The organism is Pseudomonas sp. NY5710 (genome assembly GCF_013305665.1).
GTDB classification, from domain to species: domain Bacteria; phylum Pseudomonadota; class Gammaproteobacteria; order Pseudomonadales; family Pseudomonadaceae; genus Aquipseudomonas; species Aquipseudomonas juntendi.
The window spans coordinates 1176105-1198827 of sequence record NZ_CP045554.1 but is presented as its reverse complement, the minus strand read 5'-3'; the positions used below and the strand labels follow the sequence as shown (position 1 = coordinate 1198827).

At 63.2% G+C, this 22723-nt stretch carries 20 protein-coding genes and 1 pseudogene; 1 reads left to right on the top strand and 20 read right to left on the bottom strand.

Features of this window, described 5'->3' with window-relative positions:
- Window positions 1-95 precede the first annotated feature (95 nt).
- The 7 genes and pseudogenes from GEV39_RS05400 to GEV39_RS05370 form a co-directional block, all read right to left on the bottom strand.
- Window positions 96-941: a peptidoglycan DD-metalloendopeptidase family protein gene (locus tag GEV39_RS05400; protein WP_047150205.1), complete on the bottom strand. Its 846-nt coding sequence runs from the start codon at window positions 939-941 to the stop codon at window positions 96-98.
- A 220-nt stretch (window positions 942-1161) separates the two neighbouring features.
- On the bottom strand, window positions 1162-1800 hold the full coding sequence (locus GEV39_RS05395) for a protein-L-isoaspartate(D-aspartate) O-methyltransferase (RefSeq protein WP_009686062.1): 639 nt from the start codon (window positions 1798-1800) through the stop codon (window positions 1162-1164).
- 35 nt (window positions 1801-1835) lie between these two features.
- Complete coding sequence (gene surE, locus GEV39_RS05390; protein WP_173887800.1) at window positions 1836-2585, bottom strand: 5'/3'-nucleotidase SurE; 750 nt, start codon at window positions 2583-2585, stop codon at window positions 1836-1838.
- Window positions 2573-3631, bottom strand: coding sequence for a tRNA pseudouridine(13) synthase TruD (gene truD, locus GEV39_RS05385; RefSeq protein ID WP_173887799.1), 1059 nt, complete (start codon window positions 3629-3631; stop codon window positions 2573-2575). The genes surE and truD overlap by 13 nt, the downstream gene beginning before the upstream one ends.
- A pseudogene (gene ispF, locus GEV39_RS05380) lies at window positions 3628-4102 on the bottom strand (2-C-methyl-D-erythritol 2,4-cyclodiphosphate synthase). Before ispF ends, truD begins: the two are co-directional and overlap by 4 nt.
- A 150-nt stretch (window positions 4103-4252) precedes the next feature.
- A complete protein-coding gene (gene fghA, locus GEV39_RS05375) occupies window positions 4253-5107 on the bottom strand; it encodes an S-formylglutathione hydrolase (protein ID WP_173887798.1) in 855 nt (284 codons plus the stop codon).
- Window positions 5108-5115: 8 nt separating this feature from the next.
- Window positions 5116-6228 (bottom strand): S-(hydroxymethyl)glutathione dehydrogenase/class III alcohol dehydrogenase, encoded by a 1113-nt coding sequence (locus GEV39_RS05370; protein ID WP_060480139.1) that lies wholly within the window; start codon window positions 6226-6228, stop codon window positions 5116-5118.
- Window positions 6229-6334: 106 nt separating this feature from the next.
- On the opposite strand from GEV39_RS05370, the gene GEV39_RS05365 reads away from it, so the two are divergent.
- The gene (locus GEV39_RS05365) at window positions 6335-7231 is read left to right on the top strand and encodes a LysR substrate-binding domain-containing protein (RefSeq protein WP_047150206.1); all 897 of its coding nucleotides are present in this window, start codon (window positions 6335-6337) and stop codon (window positions 7229-7231) included.
- A 133-nt stretch (window positions 7232-7364) separates the two neighbouring features.
- Here the strand turns inward: GEV39_RS05365 and ispD are convergent, their stop codons facing one another.
- The 13 genes from ispD to GEV39_RS05300 all read right to left on the bottom strand — a co-directional run bounded on the left by ispD (window position 7365) and on the right by GEV39_RS05300 (window position 22715).
- On the bottom strand, window positions 7365-8072 hold the full coding sequence (ispD, locus tag GEV39_RS05360) for a 2-C-methyl-D-erythritol 4-phosphate cytidylyltransferase (protein WP_173887797.1): 708 nt from the start codon (window positions 8070-8072) through the stop codon (window positions 7365-7367).
- A complete protein-coding gene (gene ftsB, locus GEV39_RS05355) occupies window positions 8069-8350 on the bottom strand; it encodes a cell division protein FtsB (RefSeq protein WP_009686932.1) in 282 nt (93 codons plus the stop codon). Before ftsB ends, ispD begins: the two co-directional genes overlap by 4 nt.
- Window positions 8351-8513: 163 nt before the next feature.
- The gene (eno, locus tag GEV39_RS05350) at window positions 8514-9803 is read right to left on the bottom strand and encodes a phosphopyruvate hydratase (protein ID WP_054890065.1); all 1290 of its coding nucleotides are present in this window, start codon (window positions 9801-9803) and stop codon (window positions 8514-8516) included.
- A gap of 200 nt (window positions 9804-10003) precedes the next feature.
- On the bottom strand, window positions 10004-11632 hold the full coding sequence (pyrG, locus tag GEV39_RS05345) for a CTP synthase (protein ID WP_012270851.1): 1629 nt from the start codon (window positions 11630-11632) through the stop codon (window positions 10004-10006).
- A gap of 268 nt (window positions 11633-11900) precedes the next feature.
- A complete protein-coding gene (gene tilS / locus GEV39_RS05340) occupies window positions 11901-13184 on the bottom strand; it encodes a tRNA lysidine(34) synthetase TilS (RefSeq protein ID WP_173887796.1) in 1284 nt (427 codons plus the stop codon).
- A 133-nt stretch (window positions 13185-13317) separates the two neighbouring features.
- Complete coding sequence (locus GEV39_RS05335) at window positions 13318-14265, bottom strand: acetyl-CoA carboxylase carboxyltransferase subunit alpha (RefSeq protein WP_009686937.1); 948 nt, start codon at window positions 14263-14265, stop codon at window positions 13318-13320.
- Window positions 14266-14371: 106 nt separating this feature from the next.
- Complete coding sequence (gene dnaE, locus GEV39_RS05330; RefSeq protein WP_173887795.1) at window positions 14372-17896, bottom strand: DNA polymerase III subunit alpha; 3525 nt, start codon at window positions 17894-17896, stop codon at window positions 14372-14374.
- Window positions 17897-18072: 176 nt separating this feature from the next.
- Window positions 18073-18696 carry a ribonuclease HII gene (rnhB, locus tag GEV39_RS05325; RefSeq protein WP_173887794.1) on the bottom strand — a complete coding sequence of 208 codons (624 nt, stop codon included), beginning with the start codon at window positions 18694-18696 and terminating at the stop codon, window positions 18073-18075.
- Window position 18697: 1 nt separating this feature from the next.
- Window positions 18698-19825, bottom strand: coding sequence for a lipid-A-disaccharide synthase (lpxB, locus tag GEV39_RS05320; RefSeq protein ID WP_173887793.1), 1128 nt, complete (start codon window positions 19823-19825; stop codon window positions 18698-18700).
- A gap of 1 nt (window position 19826) precedes the next feature.
- Window positions 19827-20603 carry an acyl-ACP--UDP-N-acetylglucosamine O-acyltransferase gene (gene lpxA / locus GEV39_RS05315; RefSeq protein ID WP_009686941.1) on the bottom strand — a complete coding sequence of 259 codons (777 nt, stop codon included), beginning with the start codon at window positions 20601-20603 and terminating at the stop codon, window positions 19827-19829.
- Window positions 20600-21040: a 3-hydroxyacyl-ACP dehydratase FabZ gene (fabZ, locus tag GEV39_RS05310; RefSeq protein ID WP_004375427.1), complete on the bottom strand. Its 441-nt coding sequence runs from the start codon at window positions 21038-21040 to the stop codon at window positions 20600-20602. The genes lpxA and fabZ overlap by 4 nt, the downstream gene beginning before the upstream one ends.
- A gap of 114 nt (window positions 21041-21154) precedes the next feature.
- On the bottom strand, window positions 21155-22210 hold the full coding sequence (gene lpxD / locus GEV39_RS05305; protein WP_173887792.1) for a UDP-3-O-(3-hydroxymyristoyl)glucosamine N-acyltransferase: 1056 nt from the start codon (window positions 22208-22210) through the stop codon (window positions 21155-21157).
- A 1-nt stretch (window position 22211) separates the two neighbouring features.
- Window positions 22212-22715, bottom strand: a complete 504-nt coding sequence (locus tag GEV39_RS05300) for an OmpH/Skp family outer membrane protein (protein ID WP_003252311.1) — start codon at window positions 22713-22715, stop codon at window positions 22212-22214.
- Window positions 22716-22723: the final 8 nt, after the last annotated feature.

The following is a 22723-nucleotide window of genomic DNA, read 5'->3' as shown; positions in this document are numbered from 1 at the left end:
TGCTGAGTTCGAACTCAGACTCGAGCGGCACCTTTATCCCTGGCAGCGCTTGAGCCTGTCCCCTCTACATCACAGGAACAGGCCGGGTACAACGGTCAACGACGTGGCAGGAACTGGAGCGGATCGACGGGTTTGCCCTGGCGGCGAATCTCGAAATGCAGCTTCACCCGATCAGTGCCCGTGGACCCCATTTCAGCAATCGACTGCCCTGCCTTGACCTGCTGCCCCTCCCGAACCAACAGCCTGCGGTTGTGACCGTAGGCACTGACGTAGGTATCGCTGTGCTTGATGATGATCAGCTCGCCGTAGCCCCTTAATCCACTCCCGGCGTAAACCACTGCACCATCAGACGCAGCAAAAACAGGCTGTCCCAAATCACCGGCGATATCAATGCCTTTATTCAAACTACCGTTTGAAGCAAATTTTCCAATCAGCACGCCATTGGCGGGCCAGGTCCAACCACCGACCGCGCGCTCTGCAGCGGGCACAGTGGCGACCACCGGCGCGCTGGTGGTGCCAGCCGGGGTAGCGGGTTTGCTGGAACCGGCCGGCGCCGTGACAGGCCGCCGCGTGACCGTGGTGCGGCTTGAGGAAGACGGGCTGGACACCACCGTGGTGCTGCTGCCGGCGCCGCTGCTGAACCGAATCGCCTGGCCCGGGCGGATGGTGTAGGGCGGCGCGATACCATTACGGGCGGCCAGCTCCTTGTAATCCCAACCATAACGGAAGGCGATGGAGAACAGGGTATCGCCAGGCTTGACGACGTATTGCCCGGAGGTCACCGTCGGGCGCTTGGGCGCACTGCTGTTGCGATCGACCACGCGCGCGCTGTTGCTGCCGGTGCTCGAGCAACCCACCAGTAGCGTGCCCATGGCCAATGCAATCACCAGAAGCTTGAAGCCCGAACCGTCCTTGCGCTGCCGAATGACTGTGTGACCCACCCGCGCTCCCCTCATGGTGCCGAAAAACGATATGAAGACAAGAAATGCAATATTGTTGCAATTATAACCAAGCGAGCCGGGATTGGCAGGCCGCCACCAGGCTGTTGCGCAGCGCCACTGCAAGCCATGCGCTAACGCCACGCCCCGCCTGATAGACAGGGCGGCGCCGCGAGAATTCGCCGCCCACGTAAAAATACCACTGGCCGCGTACCGGGGCTGCTCAGGCCAGCGGCCCGTTCAGCAACGGGACGAAACGTACGGCACCCAGTACACGACGGGAGAAGCCATGCTCTTCGCGGACGATCAGCATCAATTGCTGCGCTTCGCCCGCAGGCCCTACCGGTATGACCAGACGGCCACCGGGTGCCAGTTGGTCAAGCAGCGCCTGGGGCACTTCCGGCGCAACGGCGGTGACGATGATGCCGTTGTACGGTGCCAGCGCCGGCCACCCCTCGCAACCATCGCCCCAGCGGAACACCACGTTGCGCAGGTTCAGCTCCAGCAGGCGCTCCTTGGCTCGGTCCTGCAGCACCTTGATGCGCTCCACCGAGAATACCCGCTCGACCAACTGCGCCAGCACCGCCGTCTGGTAGCCGGAACCGGTGCCAATCTCCAGCACCTTGTCCAGCGGCCCGGCCTCAAGCAGCAACTCGCTCATGTGGGCAACCATGAATGGCTGCGAGATGGTCTGGTTGTGCCCGATTGGCAGTGCGGTGTCTTCGTAAGCGCGGTGCGCCAGCGCTTCGTCGACGAACAGGTGGCGCGGGGTGCGGCGGATCACGTCGAGCACCTGGGTGTTCGATACACCCTCTTCGCACAGGCGCTGGATCAGCCGCTCCCGGGTCCGTTGGGAGGTCATGCCGATGCCCCGCCGCAGCATATCGTCCTCGCGCATCAAAGCAGGCCCTCCAGCCAACCATCGAGCTGCTCGAAGGCATCACTGAAGGTGCGGTCGAGTTGCAGCGGGGTGATCGACACGTAACCCTGCATCACCGCATGGAAATCGGTGCCCGGGCCGCCGTCCTCGGCATCGCCGGCAACGGCGATCCAGTAGCCTTCCTTGCCGCGCGGGTTGACCACCTTGGTTGGCGCTGCAGCTCGTGCGCGGTGCCCCAGGCGGGTCAGCTGGATACCGCGGATGTGCGCCAACGGCAGGTTGGGAATGTTGACGTTGAGCACGGTACGCGGGGGCAGTGCCAGGCGCGGCTGCGCCTCGACCAGGCGCCGGGCGATATGCGCCGCGGTCGGCAGGTTGTCGGGCTGGCGCGAGAGCAGCGAGAACGCCAGGGAAGTCCGCCCAAGGAAACGCCCCTCCAGCGCCGCGGCGACCGTACCCGAATACAGTACGTCGTCCCCCAGGTTGGCGCCCAGGTTGATCCCCGACACGACCATGTCCGGGGTGTACGGCAACAGCCCGTTGAGCCCCAGGTGCACGCAGTCGGTCGGCGTACCGTTGAGGCTGATGAAGCCGTTGGCCAAGGTCTGCGGGTGCAGGGGCCGGTCCAGCGTCAGCGAACTGCTGGCGCCGCTCTTGTCTTGCTCCGGGGCAATTACCGCGCACTCGGCGTAATCCGCCAGCGCAGCGTGCAGCGCGGCGATCCCGGGTGCGGTAACACCGTCGTCGTTCGAAATCAGAATACGCATGGGCTGTCCGTCTGCCCTGCCGACACCAGATCCACGACTTCACGCACCACCACGGTGGCGAAGCATCCGGCCGGCAGGACGAATTCCAGTTGCAGGATATCAGGCTCGGGATAATGCCACGTAAGGCCGCCAATAGGGAGCCGCAGAATACGCCGTTCGTGATCCATGCCCGCCTGGGCCAGCCACTGGCACAGCGCCGGTTGCTGTTCGCCTACGGCATTTTCCAACTGCGCGGGGGCGGCGGCGGCGGGCGAACCGCCCGCGCCCCACATCGGGCCAGTCGGGTGCAGGTCGAGAATGGCCAGGCGCGGGTCGGTACATTCCGCTTCACCAGCAGGGAAAAAGCTGCGGCTGTCGGTGAACGCCAGCAGATCGCCGACCTGCGCCCGGTTCCAACTGCCGTCGGCGACTCGTGCCGCCAGCACCTGGTTGAACAGGTAGCTGCGCCCGGCCGACAGCAGCCGTGAGCGCGTGTTGCGTTGCTCGGGCAAGGCCTTGCGCGCCGCCCAGTCCAGGGCGTCATGGACGTTGCCACCACCGTGACCGAAGCGTTGGCTGCCGAAGTAGTTGGGCACACCTTGTTGCTTGAGCAGTTGCAGCCGCGCATCCAGCGCCTGGTGATCGGCGTTCAGCGCGGTCAGGCGCAAGGTGAAGCCGTTGGCCGAATGCGCACCACGCTGCAGCTTGCGCTGGTGGCGCACCTGCTTGAGCACACGCAGGGTGGCATCTTCGGCGCGTGACAGGTCCGGGTCGGCCTTGCCTGGCAGGTGCAGGCTGAACCACTGGCGGGTCAGCGCCTGGCGGTCCTTCAGCCCGGCATAGCTGATGCTGCGCACTGGCACGCCTGCGGCGCGAGCCAGGCGGCGGGCGGCTTCTTCGGTGTTGAGGTCACGCTTCTCGACCCACAACCACAGGTGCTCGCCCTGGCCAGACAACGGGATATCCAACACCTCGTCGACCTGGAAATCCTCGGCCACTGCCTTGAGCACGGCGGTGCCCAATACTTCGCCCGATGCACGCGGGCCCAGCAGTTGCAGTTCCGTCATGCTGGCAGCAGCAGGGCAACCGAATGCACGGCAATGCCCTCCTCGCGGCCGCAGAAGAAACCGAGTTTTTCGGTGGTGGTGGCCTTGACGTTGACCTGGTCGAGTTCGACTTGCAGATCTTCGGCGATCAACTGCCGCATGGTTTCGATGTGCGGGGCCATTTTCGGCGCCTGGGCGACGATGGTGGCGTCGACGTTGCCGACCTTCCAACCCTTGGCGCGGACAATGCCCACCACGTGCCGCAACAGCGCGCGGCTGTCGGCGCCTGAACTGGGGGTCGGTATCGGGGAAGTGCTTGCCGATGTCACCCAGCGCTGCAGCGCCAAGCAAGGCATCGCTCAGGGCGTGCAGCAGCACGTCGCCGTCGGAATGGGCCAGCAGGCCGAATGTGTGCGGGATACGCACCCCGCCCAAGGTAATGAAATCACCGTCGCAGAAACGATGCACATCGTAGCCGTGGCCAATACGCATAAGAAAACGCCCTGAATGAGTCAGGGCGTGATTCTACCTGCTTTAGGCGCGAGTGGGGCTGGAGGTGATCGCCTCAAGATTTTTAGCGCCTATGCGATCGAGCGCCGCCCGAGCGGCGCTCGATCTCACAGACACCGAAAATGCAAAGCCCTACACCCGCCCCAGCGCCACCGCATGGTGGCGCAGGTGCTCTTCGATGAAGCTGGCAATGAAGTAGTAGCTGTGGTCATAGCCTGGTTGCAGGCGCAGGGTCAGCTCGTGGCCGCCTTTGCGTGCTGCCTGCTCCAGCGCTTCGGGCTTGAGCTGCTTTTCGAGGAAGTCGTCACGGTCGCCCTGGTCCACCAGCAACGGTGGGCACTCGCCAGCGGGTGTCTCGGCCAGCAGTACGCTGGCATCCCACTCGCGCCAGCGCGCGCGATCGTCACCCAGGTAGCGGCTGAAGGCTTTCTCGCCCCACGGGCAATCCATGGGGTTGCTGATCGGCGAAAACGCCGACACCGAGCGATAACGCCCCGGGTTGCGCAAAGCGCACACCAGCGCACCGTGCCCACCCATGGAATGGCCGCTGATGCTGCGCTCGGCCGAGGCCGGGAAATGCGCCTCGATCAACGCTGGCAGCTCCTCTACCACATAGTCATGCATGCGGTAGTGCTTGGCCCAGGGCTGCTGGGTGGCATTGAGGTAGAAGCCGGCCCCTAGGCCAAAGTCCCAGGCGCCGTCCGGGTCGCCAGGCACCTGCTCGCCACGCGGGCTGGTATCCGGCGCAACGATGATCAACCCCAGGTCGGCAGCCAGGCGCTGGGCGCCGGCCTTCTGCATGAAGTTCTCGTCGGTACAGGTCAGGCCGCTCAGCCAGTACAGCACCGGCAGCTTGGCGCCCTGCTCGGCTTGTGGCGGCAGGTACACGGCGAACACCATGTCGCAACCCAGCACGCTGGAATAGTGCCGGTAGCGTTTGTGCCAGCCGCCGAAGCTTTTCTGGCAAGAGATGTTATCCAGGCTCATGGCGCACCTCAGAAGTGGATGACGCTGCGAATGCTCTTGCCTTCATGCATCAGGTCGAAGGCCTTGTTGATGTCTTCCAGGCCCATGGTGTGGGTGATGAACGTATCCAGGGGAATCTCGCCTTTCTCGGACATTTCCACGTAGCTCGGCAACTCGCTGCGGCCACGCACGCCGCCGAACGCAGAGCCACGCCAGACCCGGCCGGTCACCAGCTGGAATGGCCGGGTGGCGATTTCCTGGCCGGCACCGGCCACGCCGATGATGACCGACTCGCCCCACCCTTTGTGGCAGCATTCCAGGGCAGCACGCATCAGTTGCACGTTACCGATACATTCGAAGGAGAAGTCCACGCCACCGTCGGTCAGGTCGACAATCACTTCCTGGATCGGGCGGTCGTAGTCTTTCGGGTTGATGCAGTCGGTGGCGCCCAGCTGACGGGCGATCTCGAACTTGGCCGGGTTGATGTCGATGGCGATGATGCGCGAGGCCTTGGCCTTCACCGCACCGATCACCGCCGACAGGCCGATGCCACCGAGGCCGAAGATGGCCACGGTGTCACCCGCCTTGACCTTGGCAGTGTTGAGCACGGCACCGATACCGGTAGTCACGCCGCAGCCCAGCAGGCAGACCTTTTCCAGAGGGGCTTCTTTCTGGATCTTGGCCACCGAGATTTCCGGCAACACCGTGTACTCGGAGAAGGTCGAGGTGCCCATGTAGTGGAACAGTTGCTGGCCTTTGTAGGAGAAGCGCGTGGTGCCGTCAGGCATCAGGCCCTTGCCTTGGGTAGCACGGATCGCCTGGCACAGGTTGGTCTTGCCCGACAGGCAGAACTTGCACTTGCCGCATTCCGGGGTGTAGAGCGGGATCACGTGGTCGCCCACGGCCAGCGAGGTCACGCCCTCGCCTACTGCTTCGACGATCGCACCGCCTTCATGGCCGAGAATGGATGGGAAGATGCCCTCCGGGTCGGCACCCGACAGGGTGTAGGCGTCGGTGTGGCAGACACCGCTGGCGACCACGCGCAGCAGCACTTCACCGGCCTTGGGCATGGCCACATCGACTTCGACGATTTCCAGGGGTTTCTTGGCTTCGAAGGCTACAGCAGCACGGGACTTGATCATCGAGGGTCTCCAGACAGAATGTCAGTTCAGACCGGCAGTGTAATTCACTACCTTTTGATGAATAATCCAGGCAAAGACAAAACATTATTGCCGTACAGGGATAATCATGAGCAACCGCTGGGAAGGCATCGATGAATTCGTGGCTGTGGCCGAATCGGGGCAGTTCACGGCTGCCGCCGAGCGCCTGGGGGTTTCGTCTTCACACATCAGCCGGCAGATCGCCAGGCTGGAAGAACGCTTGCAGACCCGCCTGCTGTACCGCAGTACCCGCCGCGTGACCTTGAGTGAAGCCGGGCAAACCTTTCTGCAGCATTGCCAGCGCCTGCAGGATGGCCGTGAAGAAGCCCTGCGCGCCATGGGTGACTTGGCCAGCGAGCCCAAGGGCCTGCTGCGCATGACCTGCGCGGTGGCCTATGGCGAGCGCTTCATCGTGCCGTTGGTCACCCGCTTCATGGCGTTGTACCCCCAGTTGCGCGTGGATGTGGAGTTGAACAACCACACCCTTGACCTGCTGCATGAAGGCATGGACCTGGCCATCCGCCTGGGCAGGCTGGCCGATTCGCGACTGGTGGCGACCCGCCTGGCGCCGCGGCGCATGTACCTGTGCGCATCGCCAGCCTATCTGGAGCGCTATGGCCGGCCGCACAGCCTGTCGGAACTGGCGCGACACAATTGCCTGATCGGCAGCTCGGATGCGTGGGCACTGCAGCAGGACGGCCGCGAGATCAGCCAGCGGGTGCAGGGCAACTGGCGTTGCAACAGTGGGCAGGCGGTTCTGGATGCAGCCTTGCAAGGCATGGGGCTGTGCCAGTTGCCGGACTATTACGTACTGGAGCACCTGCACAGCGGCGCGCTGGTGTCGTTGCTGGAGGGGCATCAACCGCCCAATACCGCGGTTTGGGCGCTGTACCCGCAACAGCGGCACCTGTCGCCGAAGGTGCGGCGGTTGGTGGACTATCTGAAGGAAGGGTTGGCGGGGTTGCCGGAGTATCGCGGGGCCTGATTGCAAAGGGGGCCGCTGCGCGGCCCAATCGCAGGCAAGCCAGCTCCCACAGGCGCCGCGATGCCTTGGGTCTGTGGGGTACCTGTGGGAGCTGGCTTGCCTGCGAATGGGCCGCGCAGCGGACCCGGCGTTCTCAGCGTCTACCTGCCCAGCGCTGGCGCAACCACTCCAGGTCTTCCGGCCGGGTCACCTTGATGTTGTCGCTGCGCCCTTCGACCAGCCGCGGCGCCTGCCCGGACCATTCGATGGCAGAAGCTTCATCGGTCACGACGACATCCGACACCAGGCACTCGGCCAGCGCCCGGTGCAACGCCCCCAAGCGGAACATCTGCGGCGTGTAGGCCTGCCAGATGGTGCTGCGGTCAACGGTGGCGCTGACCCGGCCTTTGCCATCGGCACGTTTGAGCGTGTCGCGCGCCGGCACCGCCAGCAGGCCACCCACCGGGTCATCCGCCAACTCCGCCAGCAGCTTGTCCAGGTCGCTACGCGCCAGGTTGGGCCGCGCAGCATCGTGCACCAGCACCCAGTCGCTATCCGCCGCCCCTTGGGCATGCAGCAGCAGCAAGGCATTGAGTACCGAATCGGCGCGCTCGCGCCCGCCCGCCGCGCGCTGGATACGCGGGTCGCTGGCACAGCTCAGGGCAGGCCAGTAAGGGTCGTGTTCGGCAATGCTGACCACCACGCCGTTAAGCGTCGGGTGGCCAAGAAAACAGTCGAGGCTGTGTTCGAGAAGGGTCTGCCCTGCCAGCTCCAGATACTGCTTGGGGCGGTCGGCAGCCATGCGGGCGCCTACGCCCGCCGCTGGAATCACGGCCCAGAAGGCCGGTAAGGTATCGATCATTTCTGTGGCAACTGGAAGAGGGTTTCACCCTCCTTGACCATCCCCAATTCATGGCGAGCCCGCTCTTCAACGGTCTCCATGCCTTTTTTCAGCTCCAGCACTTCAGCATCGAGCACGCGATTACGCTCCAGCAGGCGCTCGTTTTCGGCGTGCTGCTCAGCAATCTGCTGCTTCAGCTCGGTCACTTGCGCCAGGCTGCCATTGCCGACCCACAGACGGTACTGCAGGCCACCCAGCAGCAGGAGCAGAATAAGGAACACCCAATAGGGACTGCGCATCACGTTATCCAGGTCAAAAAGGCTGCCGCGCATTTTACGGGAGCTCGAATAGCACGAAGCCTGGCCGAGGCCAGGCTTCGTTGACAGAAACCCGTTGGGAAGAAGGAAAGTTCAGTAAGAACGTTCCTACAACTCCGGCTGCTGCCTTTTTACCATCTCTTGCTTAGCCGCGAAACTCGGCACGACCACGGTAAACCGCTTTGGCGCCCAGTTGCTCTTCGATACGCAGCAGTTGGTTGTACTTGGATACGCGGTCGGAACGGCACAGCGAACCGGTCTTGATCTGGCCAGCAGCGGTACCTACGGCCAGGTCGGCAATGGTCGAGTCTTCGGTTTCACCGGAACGGTGCGAAATCACCGCGGTGTAGCCGGCAGCCTTGGCCATCTGGATGGCTTCGAGGGTTTCGGTCAGCGAGCCGATCTGGTTGAACTTGATCAGGATCGAGTTACCGATGCCCTTCTCGATGCCTTCCTTGAGAATCTTGGTGTTGGTCACGAACAGGTCGTCGCCAACCAGCTGAACCTTTTCACCGATCTTGTCAGTGAGGATTTTCCAGCCAGCCCAGTCCGACTCGTCCAGGCCATCTTCGATGGAGATGATCGGGAAGCGCTCGGTCAGGCCTTTGAGGTAGTCTGCGAAGCCTTCGGCATCGAACGACTTGCCTTCGCCGGACAGGTTGTACTTACCGTCTTCGTAGAATTCGGAAGCGGCGCAGTCCAGTGCCAGGGTCACGTCGGTGCCCAGTTTGTAGCCGGCTTTTTCGACGGCTTCGGCGATTGCACCCAGGGCATCTTCGTTGGACGCCAGGTTAGGGGCGAAGCCACCTTCGTCACCCACGGCAGTATTCAGGCCACGGGCCTTGAGCACAGCCTTGAGGTGGTGGAAGATTTCCGTGCCCATGCGCAGGCCGTCGGAGAAGGTCTTGGCGCCAACCGGCTGAACCATGAACTCCTGGATGTCGACGTTGTTGTCGGCGTGCTCGCCGCCGTTGATGATGTTCATCATCGGAACCGGCATGGAGTACTGGCCTGGGGTGCCGTTCAGGTTGGCGATGTGCGCGTACAGCGGCAGGTCCTGGTCCTGGGCAGCGGCCTTGGCGGCAGCCAGGGAAACGGCCAGGATGGCGTTGGCGCCCAGCTTGGCCTTGTTCTCGGTACCGTCCAGCTCGATCATGGCGCGGTCCAGGGCTTTCTGGTCAGCCGGGTCCTTGCCCAGCAGCAGGTCGCGGATAGGGCCATTGATGTTGGCGACAGCCTTCAGCACGCCCTTGCCCAGGTAACGGCTCTTGTCGCCATCACGCAGCTCCAGCGCTTCGCGCGAGCCGGTGGAAGCACCGGACGGCGCGCAAGCGCTGCCGATGATGCCGTTGTCGAGCAGTACATCGGCTTCCACGGTGGGGTTGCCACGCGAGTCGAGAACTTCACGACCTTTGATGTCGACGATTTTTGCCATTGTTGTAAGCACTCCAGAATTGACGAAAACAACGCAGCTTTAGGGAATTCTTGCCTTTCACCAGGCAGGGACGCAGCAGGCAGGCCTGGCAAAAGCAACCCCTGACCGAGTGGTCAGGGGTAGATCGGGGCGTACTTTACCCGAGAAATGAGCCTCGCGCGGACTTAACCGTCGGAAAACTCACCAAAGACCCGAAAAAATCAGGCCTTGTTCTTCTGCGCCAGGGCCGCCTTGACGAAGCCGCTGAACAGCGGATGACCGTCACGCGGGGTGGAGGTAAACTCCGGGTGGAACTGGCAGGCAACGAACCATGGGTGGTCTTTGGACTCGACCACTTCGACCAGCGCGCCGTCTTCGGAACGACCGGAAACCACCAGGCCGGCGTCAACCAGCTGCGGCAGCAGGTTGTTGTTGACCTCGTAACGGTGGCGGTGGCGCTCGGTGATCACGTCCTTGCCATAGCAGTCGTGCACCTTGGAGCCGGCTGCCAGCTGGCAGTCCTGTGCACCCAGGCGCATGGTGCCGCCCAGGTCGGAGGCCTCGTCACGGGTTTCGACCGCGCCGGTGGCATCGGCCCACTCGGTGATCAGGCCGACGACCGGGTGGCCGCTGTTGCGGTCGAACTCGGTGGAGTTGGCGTCTTTCCAGCCCATGACGTTACGGGCGAATTCGATCACCGCGACCTGCATGCCCAGGCAGATACCCAGGTACGGCACCTTGTTCTCACGGGCATATTGAACCGCAGTGATCTTGCCTTCCACGCCGCGCAGGCCGAAACCGCCGGGGACCAGGATGGCATCGGCACCCTCGAGCAGGCTGGTGCCTTGGTTCTCGATGTCTTCCGAGTCGATGTAGCGCAGGTTGACCTTGGTACGGTTGGTGATACCGGCGTGGCTCATCGCTTCGATCAGCGACTTGTACGCATCCAGCAGTTCCATGTACTTGCCGACCATGGCGATGGTCACTTCGTGCTCAGGGTTGAGCTTGGCATCGACCACCTTGTCCCACTCGGACAGGTCGGCACCGTTGCATTGCAGGCCGAAGCGCTCGACGACGAAGTCGTCCAGGCCCTGTGCGTGCAGCACACCCGGGATCTTGTAGATGGTGTCGACGTCTTCCAGCGAAATCACCGCACGCTCTTCAACGTTGGTGAACAGCGCGATCTTGCGGCGCGAGGAAGCATCGACCGGGTGGTCGGAACGGCAGATCAGCACGTCTGGCTGCAGGCCGATGGAGCGCAGCTCCTTGACCGAGTGCTGGGTCGGCTTGGTCTTGGTTTCGCCAGCGGTGGCGATGTACGGGACCAGGGTCAGGTGCATCAGCATGGCGCGCTTGGAACCCACTTCGACGCGCAGCTGGCGAATGGCCTCGAGGAATGGTTGCGACTCGATGTCGCCCACGGTACCGCCGATTTCCACCAGGGCCACGTCGGCGTCGCCAGCACCCTTGATGATGCGGCGCTTGATTTCGTCGGTGATGTGCGGAATGACCTGGATGGTCGCGCCCAGGTAATCACCACGGCGCTCTTTGCGCAGCACGTGCTCGTAGATACGGCCGGTGGTGAAGTTGTTGTTCTGGGTCATGGTGGTGCGGATGAACCGCTCGTAGTGGCCCAGGTCGAGGTCGGTCTCGGCGCCATCGTGGGTGACGAACACTTCACCATGCTGGAACGGGCTCATCGTGCCCGGGTCGACGTTGATGTACGGATCCAGCTTGAGCATGGTGACCTTCAGGCCCCGCGCTTCCAGGATGGCCGCCAGGGAAGCCGAGGCAATGCCTTTCCCCAATGAAGAAACAACACCGCCCGTGACGAATATGTAGCGCGTCATGAAAAACCCTAGAAGTCTGCGTTAAGGCGGCCAGCGCCGCCGGAGAAAGCGAAGGAAGGCCGAAGCCCCCGATCACCTGCGTCAATCACAGTGCATCTCGAACAACTGCCGCGTCTGTACAGACCAGGGGTATCCCCGGCATGGAGCTCGCTCGTCATTTCAGAATCAGCCCAGCAAAAAACTGCTTGGTAATCGGCAACTCCTGTGTTTTCGCGGAACCCACAGAAGCTGTATCAAGAAGGGAGGGTAGTCTACCCGAATGTACCCTTCAGCTCAAACCTTGCGCGTTCGTCGGTAACTGCCAGTGCAGCTGCCAACCCGCCTGCCCCAGCCCGGGCAAATTGGCCACTGCCAGCAGGCGCTCGCCCTGGTACAGCAAGGGCAGGCGCGAACGCAGGAAATGCGGCACCTGCTGCTCGTTGAGCAGGCGCTTGAGGTCGCGCCGGCCGCGCCCGGGCACCGCCAGTGTTTCGCCGCCCTGGCGGTAGCCAATCCACAGCCCGCCAACCCCGGCTGCGCCAACAAGCCGCACGTTACCGTTGCCCGGCAGTGGCAAAGGCACGCCTGGATCCGGCCAGGCCAGCTGACCGGCGGCTGGCTGCAGCCAGTCGCCACTCAGCCACCAGATGCGCCCTTGGCTACGCTGCAACTGCCCGTCGGCCAGCCGCCACACCGGCTGGGCATCGACCGCGGCATCGCGCAGGTCTGCCCAACCGGCCCAATGGCGGGTATCGGGCAGCCGCGTACGTTGGCTCAGCCAGTACTGCAAGGCGTTGCGCTGGCGCGCCGGCGACAGCGCCATCAGGGCAGCCAGGTCGAGGGAGGCCAGGCCCGGCCAGGCGGCAGGCGCCCCCTGCTGCGCGGTCACCAGATCGCCCTGGGCCAGTTCGTCGAGCAGGCCCAGCGCCTCGCCCAGATGATCGGCGGCACGGGCGAAATTCTGGCCAACCTGTGGCCAGCGCTGCTGCAACTGCGGTATCACCTCCCGGCGCAGAAAGTTGCGGGCAAAACGGGTGTCAGCGTTCGAAGGGTCGTTGATCCACGCCAGCCCGCGGGCCTGGGCATAGACCTGCAACTGCTGCCGGGCACAGCCCAGCAACGGCCTGACCAGCCTGCCCTGCCCTAGCGGCCGCTGCCCCGGCATGGCCGCCAGGCCACGCAGGCCGGTGCCGCGCAGCAAGCGCAACAGCAGGGTTTCGGCCTGGTCGTCACGGTGCTGGCCGGTGAACAGAATGTCGCCTGGACCGAGGGTTTGCTGGAAAGCCCCATAGCGGGCGTCGCGGGCCGCCTGTTCCAGGCTGGCGCCGGGCTTGACCTGAACGTGGATTACCTCAAGCGCGATGCCAAGACTGGCGCAGACGGCCTGGCAGTGGGCGGGCCAGGCGTCGGCGGCGGCCTGCAGGCCATGGTGGACATGAACCGCACGCAAGGGCGGCGCTGCGTGGCTGCGGGCGTAGTCGGCCAGCAGGTGCAGGAGGACGGTAGAGTCGAGGCCGCCGGAGAAGGCGATGTACCAGGTGGGGGCGTTGAGCCAGGGGGTGAGGTTGATCATGAAGGCCTCACATGGCTTGAGATCGCCGGGGGTGCTTTGCACCCCATTCGCCGGCAAACCAGCTGCCACACTATGAGACAGCGGGCTTGCCGGCGAATGGGCCGCAACGCAGCCCCCGGATCACATCACGGAATCAGAGCCCGTAGCTCATCAAGCGCTCGTAACGACGGGCCAGCAGCGCGTCATTGTCGAACTTGCCGAGCATGTCCAGCTGCTGCACCAGGTCAGCGCGGATGCTTTCCGACATCGCAGCCGGGTCACGGTGGGCGCCGCCCAGCGGCTCCTGGATGACCTTGTCGACGATGTTCAGGCTCTTCAGACGCTCGGCGGTAATACCCATGGCTTCGGCAGCATCGGCGGCCTTGTCGGCGGTCTTCCACAAGATCGAGGCGCAACCTTCTGGCGAGATCACCGAGTAGGTGGAGTACTGCAGCATGTTGAGCTGGTCGCAGACACCAATGGCCAGTGCACCGCCCGACCCACCTTCACCGATCACGGTGGCGATGATCGGGGTTTTCAGGCGCGCCATCACCCGCAGGTTCCAGGCGATGGCTTCGCTCTGGTTGCGCTCTTCGGCGTCGATGCCCGGGTAGGCACCTGGGGTGTCGATGAAGGTCAGGATCGGCATCTTGAAGCGCTCGGCCATTTCCATCAGGCGGCAGGCCTTGCGGTAACCTTCAGGGCGCGGCATACCGAAGTTGCGGCGCACCTTTTCGCGTACTTCGCGGCCTTTCTGGTGGCCGATAACCATGACCGGCTTGCCATCCAGGCGCGCAGTGCCGCCGACGATGGCAGCATCATCGGAGAAGTGGCGATCGCCGTGCAGCTCTTCGAACTCGGTGAAGATGTGCTCCAGGTAGTCCAGGGTGTAGGGACGACGTGGGTGACGCGCCAGGCGTGCAATCTGCCAGCTGGTCAGGTTGCCGAAGATGCTTTCGGTCAGGGTGTTGCTCTTGTCTTGCAGACGGGCAATTTCATCGCTGATGTTCAGCGAATTGTCGTTACCCACCAGGCGCAGGCCTTCGATCTTGGCTTGCAGGTCGGCAATCGGCTGTTCGAAATCGAGAAAATTCGGGTTCATAGTCATCCGTCTTGGGTCTACGGCCAGGCGGCCGGCCGGTTGATCCGTTTGGCGCCATACCTTAAGGGATCAGGCGCATTCAGGTCGAGATTAAATTTTTGTCGGTTCAACGATATTGCAGGAAGACGTTCTCACGTCCGAACTGGTCACGCAGTGCCTGAATCAGCCCATCGGCAGGGTCGATCGCCCACTGCTCGCCGAACTGCAACATGGCCTTGGCGTCACTGCCGGTGTACTCCAGCGTGATCGGGCAGGCACCGCGGTGGCGGGTGATCAGTTCCCCCAGCCATTTCAGCCGGTCGCCCTTCAACGCTTCGTGCGCCACCTTCAGGCGCAGGCTTTCGGCCAGCTTGGTGCGCGCGTCTTCCATGGTCATGACCTGCTTGACCCGCAGGCGCAAGCCACCGGAGAAGTCGTCATTGCTGACCTCCCCTTCGACCACCACCATGGCGTCGGTCTGCAGCAACGACTGCGCCGCGATATAGGCGTCGGCGAACAACGAGGCCTCGATCCGCCCGGAGCGGTCGTCCAGGGTGACGAAGCCCATCTTGTCACCCTTCTTGTTCTTCATCACCCGCAGCGCAATGATCATGCCGGCGATGGTCTGGGTTTCACGCGACGGTTTGAGGTCGATGATGCGCTGGCGGGCGAAGCGGCGAATCTCGGTTTCGTACTCGTCGATCGGGTGGCCGGTCAGGTACAGCCCCAAGGTGTCCTTTTCGCCTTTCAGGCGTTCCTTGAGGGTCAGCTCGCGCACCTTGCGGTGGTTGGCGTAAACATCGACATCCGCCGCGTCGAACATGCCCCCGAACAAGTCGACATGACCACTGTCCGCGGTATGCGCGGCCTGCTCGGCGGCCTTGATGGCCTCACCCAGTGCCGAAAGCAAGGTCGCCCGGTTGATGTCGATATGGGCATGGTAGGCCTTGATTTCGTCATGGAAATGCGGGCCCAACCGGTCCAGCGCCCCACTGCGCACCAGCGCATCGAGGGTGCGCTTGTTGACCCGTTTGAGGTCGATGCGCTCACAGAAGTCGAACAGGTCCTTGAACGGCCCGCCCTGGGCACGGGCTTCGACGATGGCCTCTACCGGGCCTTCGCCAACGCCCTTGATAGCGCCCAGGCCGTAGACGATACGGCCGTCGTTGTTCACGGTGAACTTGAAATCGGAGAAGTTCACGTCCGGCGCATCCAGGCGCAGCTTCATGCTGCGCACCTCCTCCACCAGTACCACCACCTTGTCGGTGTTGTGCATGTCGGCCGACAGCACCGCCGCCATGAACGGTGCCGGGTAGTGGGTTTTCAGCCAGGCGGTCTGGTACGACACCAGGCCGTAGGCCGCGGAGTGGGATTTGTTGAAGCCGTAACCGGCGAACTTCTCTACCAGGTCGAAGATGTTGCCTGCCAGGTCCGCATCGATATTGTTGGCCACGCAGCCTTCGATGAAACCACCACGCTGCTTGGCCATTTCCTCGGGCTTTTTCTTGCCCATGGCCCGGCGCAGCATGTCGGCGCCGCCGAGGGTGTAGCCGGCCATCACCTGGGCAATCTGCATCACCTGTTCCTGGTACAGGATGATGCCGTAGGTGGGGGCCAGCACCGGCTTGAGGCCTTCGTACTGGTAGTCGGAGTGCGGGTAGGCCAGCTCGGCACGGCCGTGCTTGCGGTTGATGAAGTCGTCCACCATGCCCGACTGCAGCGGGCCGGGGCGGAACAGTGCCACCAGTGCGATGAGGTCTTCCAGGCAGTCGGGCTTGAGCTTCTTGATCAGCTCCTTCATGCCACGCGATTCAAGCTGGAATACCGCCGTGGTTTCGGCCTTCTGCAACAGCTCGTAGGTTTTGCGGTCGTCCAGCGGGATGAAGTCGATATTCACGTCGGGCAGGTTTTTCTTGGCCTGCTCGCGGTTGATGATCTCCATGGCCCACTTGATGATGGTCAGGGTACGCAGGCCGAGGAAGTCGAACTTCACCAGCCCGGCCGCCTCGACGTCATCCTTGTCGAACTGGGTTACCAGGCCGCCGCCTTCTTCGTCACAGGCGATCGGGGAGAAGTCGGTGAGCTTGGTCGGGGCGATCACCACGCCACCGGCGTGCTTGCCGGTACCCCGGGTCACACCTTCCAGCTTCAGCGCCATATCCCAGATCTCGCGGGCGTCCTCGTCACCCTTGAGGAAGTCACGCAGGATCTCTTCCTGCTCGTAGGCCTTCTCCAGGGTCATGCCCACTTCAAACGGAATCATCTTCGACAGGCGGTCGGCCAGGCCGTAGGACTTGCCCTGAACCCGTGCCACGTCGCGCACCACCGCCTTGGCAGCCATGGTGCCGAAGGTGATGATCTGGCTGACCGCGTTGCGGCCATAAGCCTCGGCCACATAGTCAATGACCCGGTCACGGCCGTCCATGCAGAAGTCGACGTCGAAGTCGGGCATGGAAATACGTTCAGGGTTGAGGAAGCGCTCGAACAGCAGGTCATAGGCCAGCGGGTCGAGGTCGGTGATCTTCAGCACATAGGCCACCAGCGACCCGGCGCCCGAACCACGGCCAGGGCCAACCGGCACGTCGTTGTTCTTGGCCCACTTGATGAAGTCCATAACGATCAGGAAGTAACCGGGGAAGCCCATCTGGATGATGATGTCCAGTTCGAACTTCAACCGGTCGAGGTAAACCTGGCGCTTCTCTTCATAATTGGGCGTGGTTTCCTTGGGCCACAGCACCGCCAGGCGCTCTTCCAGGCCTTCGTGGGACACGTGCCGCAGGTAGTCGTCGATGCCCATGCCGTTGGGCGTAGGGAAGTCGGGCAGGAAGTACTTGCCCAGCTGCACCTGGATGTTGCAACGCTTGGCGATTTCGACGGTGTTGGCGATGGCATCGGGCAGGTCACTGAACAGCTCGGCCATTTCCTCGGACGACTTGAGGTACTGCTGGTCGCTGTAGCAACGCGGCCGGCGGGGGTCGTCGAGGGTCCAGCCTTCACCGATACAAACCCGGGTTTCATGGGCGTCGAAGTCGGACTGCTTGATGAAACGCACGTCGTTGGTGGCCACCAGCGGCGCGCCCAACCTGTCGGCCAGGGCAACGGCAGCATGCACATACTCCTCGTCGCGGGCGCGGTTGGTGCGCTGCACTTCTACGTAGAAGCGCTCGGGGAACATGCCCATCCAGTCTTGCAGCAGGGCCTGGGCTTCGTCGTCACGGCCGGCCAGCAGGGCCATGCCGATGTCACCTTCCTTGCCGGCCGACAAGGCGATCAGGCCTTCGCTGGCTGGCGCGATCCATTCACGCTGAAGAATCACCAGGCCGTTGCGCTGGCCGTCGGTCCAACCGCGCGAGATCAGCTCGGTGAGGTTGCGATAGCCCTTGGGGTTCATGGCCAGCAGGCAGATACGCGACAGCGGCGCTTCCGGGTCGGCGCCGGCCAGCCACAGGTCGGCACCACAGATCGGTTTGATGCCGGCGCCCATGGCCGTCTTGTAGAACTTCACCAGCGAGCACATGTTGCTCTGGTCGGTGATGGCCACTGCTGGCATGTTCATCCCGGCCAGCGCCTTGGCCAGCGGCTTGATCCTCACCAGGCCGTCAACCAGCGAGAATTCGGAATGGACGCGCAGGTGAACGAAGGGAACCGACATGGGAGATCCTGTAGCAGTGCTGAACGACAAGGGCGGGATTGTAGCGTAATTGCGAGGGGGTTTTGGGGCTGCTTGTAGGAGCGGGTTTACCCGCGAATCATGCGCCGCGGTGGATGGCACCGGCTGTGCCGGTGTTCGCGGCTAAAGCCGCGCCTACAAGGGGCCCGCCCCATTGGTCAGATCAGGGAATCGATAACGCCTTCACGCGCTTCCCAGGCCGCCCGCACCGGGGCGAAGGAACGCCGATGAATGGGCGTAGGCCCAAGCCGGGCCAAGGCCTCCAGATGCACCGGCGTGGGGTAGCCCTTGTGCCCGCCGATACCGTAACCCGGGTAGATCAGCTCGAACGCGCTCATTTCGCGGTCACGGCTGACCTTGGCAAGAATCGATGCTGCCGCAATCGCCGGGACCTGGCTATCGCCCTTGACCACTGGCGCTGCCGGCACGGCCAGTTTCGGGCAGCGGTTGCCGTCGATCAGCGCCAGCTTCGGTGGAACGTGCAGGCCTTCGACCGCGCGCTGCATGGCCAGCATGGTGGCCTGCAGGATATTGAGCCGGTCGATTTCCTCGACCTCGGCACGGGCGATACAGAAACTCAGGGCCTTTTCGCAAATCTCGTCGAACAGCGCTTCGCGCTTGGCTTGCGTGAGTTTCTTCGAATCGTTCAGGCCGAGGATCGGCCGGGTTGGGTCGAGGATCACCGCTGCCGTTACCACCGCACCGCACAGCGGGCCACGGCCCACTTCGTCAACGCCGGCGACCAGGTCTTCGACCAGGTTGAAGTCCAGTCCAAATTGCATGTCAGCGGTCCTTGAGCAGGGCCAGCACCGCCTCGGCCGCCTGATTGGAGGCGTCGCGGCGCAGGGTGCGGTGAATTTCGTCGAAACGCTCGGTCTGCCGGCTACCATCGCGCAACAGCGGTACCAGGGTATTGTCCAACGCCTCGCTGGTGGCAGCGTCTTGCAGCAGCTCAGGTACCAGCTCACGCTGCGCCAACAGGTTGGGCAACGACACGTAGGGGCTTTTCACCAGCCGCTTGAGAATCCAGTAGGTCAGCGGCGCCAGGCGGTAAGCCACCACCATCGGCCGCTTGTACAGCAGGGCTTCGAGGGTGGCGGTACCCGAGGCGATCAACACCGCGTCGCAGGCGGCCAGGGCCTGGTGCGACTGGCCATCAAGCAGCATCAGCGGCAACTGCCGCCCTTCGAGCATCTGCTCGACCTGCGCGCGCCGCGCCGCGTTGGCACACGGCAGTACGAAGCGCACGCCCGGTACGTGGTGGCACAGGCGCTCGGCAGCATCGAGGAACAACGCCCCCAAGCGGCCAACCTCGCCGCCGCGGCTGCCCGGCATCAGGGCCACCACCGGGCCCTCGCCCAGGCCCAGGGCGGCACGCGCAGCTGCGCGGTCGGCTTGCAGCGGGATGGTGTCGGCCAGCGGGTGGCCGACAAAGCGCACCGGCACGCCCTGCTCTTCATAGAACCGCGCCTCGAACGGCAGCAGGGTCAGCATCAGGTCGCAGCCTTCGCGGATCTTCAGCACCCGCTTCTGCCGCCAGGCCCAGACCGACGGGCTGACGTAGTGCACGGTCTTGATCCCGGCCTGCCGCAGTTTCAGCTCGATGTTGAGGGTAAAGTCAGGCGCATCGATACCGATGAACACATCCGGCTTTTCATCGATCAGGGTCTGGATCAGCAGTTTGCGCCGCTTGAGCAGCTCGCGCAGGCGCCCCAGCACCTCCACCAGGCCCATGACCGCCAGGCGTTCCATTGGGAAATAGGATTGCAGGCCTTCGGCTTCCATCAAGGGGCCGCCTACCCCGATAAAGCGTATGTCGGGGTGCCGCTCGCTGAGGGCACGCATCAGGCCTGAACCCAGAATATCGCCGCTGGCCTCACCGGCAACCAGCGCTACGCAAAGCCGGGCCATGTCAGCGGGTGATGCCGCGGGCGGAGTTCACGATCGACTGGCGGAACAGCTCGACCTCAGGGTGCAGCGCGGCAGGCTCGGCCAGCTCCTTGAGTGCGTCTTCGACGGTAAGGCCCTGACGATAGACAATCTTGTAACAACGGCGCAGCACGTGGATCACTTCGGCGCTGAACCCGCGCCGGCGCATGCCTTCGAAGTTCATGCTGCGGGCTTCGGCCGGGCTACCGAACACGGTCACAAAGGCCGGTACGTCCTTGCCGATCGCCGTACCCATGCCGGAAAACGCGTGGGCACCGATATGGCAGTACTGGTGCACCAGGGTGTAGCCGGACAGGATCGCCCAGTCCCCCACATGCACATGCCCGGCGAGGGCCGTGTTGTTGACCAGAATGCAGTGGTTGCCGATGACGCTGTCATGGCCGATGTGGGCATAAGCCATGATCAGGTTGTGGTCACCCAGGGTGGTTTCGGCACGGTCCTGGATGGTCCCGCGGTGAATGGTCACCCCTTCGCGAATCACGTTGTGGTCGCCAATCACCAGGCGCGTCGGCTCACCCTTGTACTTGAGGTCCGGGGTGTCTTCACCAATCGACGAAAACTGAAAGATACGGTTGTGCTTGCCGATACGGGTCGGCCCCTTCAACACAACATGCGGGCCGATAACGGTGCCCTCCCCGACCTCGACATCGGGGCCCACGATCGACCAAGGGCCCACCTCGACACCGTCGGCGAGCTTGGCCGAGGGATCGATGATGGCCCGAGGATCAATCGAATTCATAGGGAGCGTTCCGCGCAGGTGATTTCTGCCGAGCACACCGGCTTGCCGTCGACCAGGGCGCGGCATTCGAACTTCCAGATCATGCTCTTGCGGCTGAGGAACTTGGCTTCCAGCACCAACTGGTCACCCGGCAGCACCGGCTGACGGAAACGCAGCTTGTCGGAGCCGACGAAGTAATACAGGGTGCCATCGGCAGGCTTGGCATCGAGCATCTTGAAACCCAGGATACCGGCCGCCTGGGCCATGGCTTCGATGATCAGGACGCCCGGCATGATCGGGTGCGCCGGGAAATGGCCATTGAAGAACGGCTCGTTGATGCTGACATTCTTGTAGGCACGAATGCTCTGGGCCTCGTAGTCCAGCTCCGTCACGCGGTCCACCAGCAGGAACGGGTAACGGTGAGGCAGGTATTCGCGAATCTCGTTGATGTCCATCATTTCGGGGGGGAAGCCTGTAATAAGAATAGGGAGCGCAGGTGCTGACCGCACGCTCCTTTTGCAATCCAAAGAGGAGCCAGCTAGCGACTGTTCACTCTTGCTCAGGGAATGGTATCAGCCTTCTGATGCCGGCTGGCCACCTGAGGTCACGGTATCGACGCGTTTTTCCAGCTGCTGGAGGCGCTTGGCCATATCGTCCAGGTGGCGGATACGCGCGGCGCTCTTGCGCCAGTCAGCCAATGGCTGCATGGCCGTACCGGAAGAATAGGAGCCCGGCTCGGTGATCGAGCGGGTAACCATGGTCATTCCGGAAATGAATACGTTATCGCAAATATCAATGTGCCCCACCAACCCCACGCCACCCGCCAGCATGCAGTGCTTGCCGATGCGCGTGCTGCCGGAAATACCGACACACGCAGCCATGGCGGTGTGGTCGCCGATCTGCACGTTGTGGGCGATCTGGATCTGGTTATCCAGTTTGACCCCATTGCCGATGCGGGTGTCCGACAACGCACCACGGTCGACCGCCGTGTTGACGCCGATTTCCACATCATCGCCGATGGTAACGCCACCAATCTGGGCGATCTTGCGCCAGATGCCCTTCTCGTTGGCGAAGCCGAAGCCCTCGCCGCCGATCACCGCACCCGACTGGATGACCACGCGCTTGCCGATGGTGACATCGTGATACAACGTGACCCTCGGTGCCAGCCAGCCGCCTTCACCCACCACGCAACGGGCACCAATGAAGCAATGTGCACCAATGCTCACGTTGGCGCCGATACGGGCGCCACTTTCGATGACCGCGAACGGCCCGATGCTGGCGCTGGCATCTACCTGAGCATCCTCGGCCACCACGGCGCTGGGATGTATTCCCGCCACAGCCTTGGGTTTCGGATCGAACAGGTGGGAAATGCGCGCATAAGCCAGGTACGGGTCGGCCACGACCAGGGCATTGCCGGCAAAGCTTTCGGCGTCCGCGGCCTTGAGCAGCACCGCGCCGGCCTGGCAGTTATCCAGGTACTTGCGGTACTGCGGGTTGGCCAGGAAGGTCAACTGCCCGGGGCCAGCCTCTTGCAAGGTGGCCAGCCCGGTAATCTGCAGCGCCTCGGGCCCCTGCAGGGTGGCACCGAGGGCCTCGGCCAGTTGGCCTAGCGTCATGGTCACACTCATATCAACGGGCTTGGTTCATGCGCTCGATGACCTGGCGGGTGATGTCGTACTGGGGTTTGACATCGATAACCGCGCCACGCTCGAGAACCAGGTCGTAACCGCCTTTCTTGATCACTTCCTCAACAGCGCCATCCAGCTTCGGCTTCAGCTGCTTGAGCATGTCACGGTCGGCAACGGCCTTGGCTTCGTTCAGTTCCTTGGACTGGAACTGGAAATCGCGGGCTTTTTGCTTGAACTCGAGCTCCAGGCGCTCACGCTCCTGCTGCTGCATCTTGTCGCCGCCCTTGATCAGGCGGTCCTGGATACCCTTGGCGCTGCTTTCCAGGCTTTTCAGCTTGGTCAGTTGCGGGCCGAATTTCTTCTCGGCATCCACCGCGTACTTCTTGGCGGCGTCCGATTCCAGCAGGGCCATCTGATAGTTCAGCACGGCAACCTTCATTTCGGCGAAAGCCGGGGTGGCGACCAGCGCCGCGGCCACTACGGCCAGTTGAGCCAATTTACGCACGATGCACT

Bases quoted from the DNA above. Each gene is read 5' to 3' on its own strand.
- tilS (WP_173887796.1), bottom strand. From the start codon at position 13,184: ATGATCAACCTCACCCCCTGGCTCAACGCCCCCACCTGGTACATCGCC.
- ispD (WP_173887797.1), bottom strand. From the start codon at position 8,072: ATGATCGATACCTTACCGGCCTTCTGGGCCGTGATTCCAGCGGCGGGC.
- GEV39_RS05370 (WP_060480139.1), bottom strand. From the start codon at position 6,228: ATGATCAAGTCCCGTGCTGCTGTAGCCTTCGAAGCCAAGAAACCCCTG.
- GEV39_RS05335 (WP_009686937.1), bottom strand. From the start codon at position 14,265: ATGAACCCGAATTTTCTCGATTTCGAACAGCCGATTGCCGACCTGCAA.
- ftsB (WP_009686932.1), bottom strand. From the start codon at position 8,350: ATGCGCAGTCCCTATTGGGTGTTCCTTATTCTGCTCCTGCTGCTGGGT.
- pyrG (WP_012270851.1), bottom strand. From the start codon at position 11,632: ATGACGCGCTACATATTCGTCACGGGCGGTGTTGTTTCTTCATTGGGG.
- dnaE (WP_173887795.1), bottom strand. From the start codon at position 17,896: ATGTCGGTTCCCTTCGTTCACCTGCGCGTCCATTCCGAATTCTCGCTG.
- lpxA (WP_009686941.1), bottom strand. From the start codon at position 20,603: ATGAATTCGATTGATCCTCGGGCCATCATCGATCCCTCGGCCAAGCTC.
- GEV39_RS05395 (WP_009686062.1), bottom strand. From the start codon at position 1,800: ATGACCTCCCAACGGACCCGGGAGCGGCTGATCCAGCGCCTGTGCGAA.
- fabZ (WP_004375427.1), bottom strand. From the start codon at position 21,040: ATGATGGACATCAACGAGATTCGCGAATACCTGCCTCACCGTTACCCG.
- rnhB (WP_173887794.1), bottom strand. From the start codon at position 18,696: ATGCAATTTGGACTGGACTTCAACCTGGTCGAAGACCTGGTCGCCGGC.
- truD (WP_173887799.1), bottom strand. From the start codon at position 3,631: ATGACGGAACTGCAACTGCTGGGCCCGCGTGCATCGGGCGAAGTATTG.
- GEV39_RS05365 (WP_047150206.1), top strand. From the start codon at position 6,335: ATGAGCAACCGCTGGGAAGGCATCGATGAATTCGTGGCTGTGGCCGAA.
- eno (WP_054890065.1), bottom strand. From the start codon at position 9,803: ATGGCAAAAATCGTCGACATCAAAGGTCGTGAAGTTCTCGACTCGCGT.
- fghA (WP_173887798.1), bottom strand. From the start codon at position 5,107: ATGAGCCTGGATAACATCTCTTGCCAGAAAAGCTTCGGCGGCTGGCAC.
- lpxD (WP_173887792.1), bottom strand. From the start codon at position 22,210: ATGAGTGTGACCATGACGCTAGGCCAACTGGCCGAGGCCCTCGGTGCC.
- surE (WP_173887800.1), bottom strand. From the start codon at position 2,585: ATGCGTATTCTGATTTCGAACGACGACGGTGTTACCGCACCCGGGATC.
- lpxB (WP_173887793.1), bottom strand. From the start codon at position 19,825: ATGGCCCGGCTTTGCGTAGCGCTGGTTGCCGGTGAGGCCAGCGGCGAT.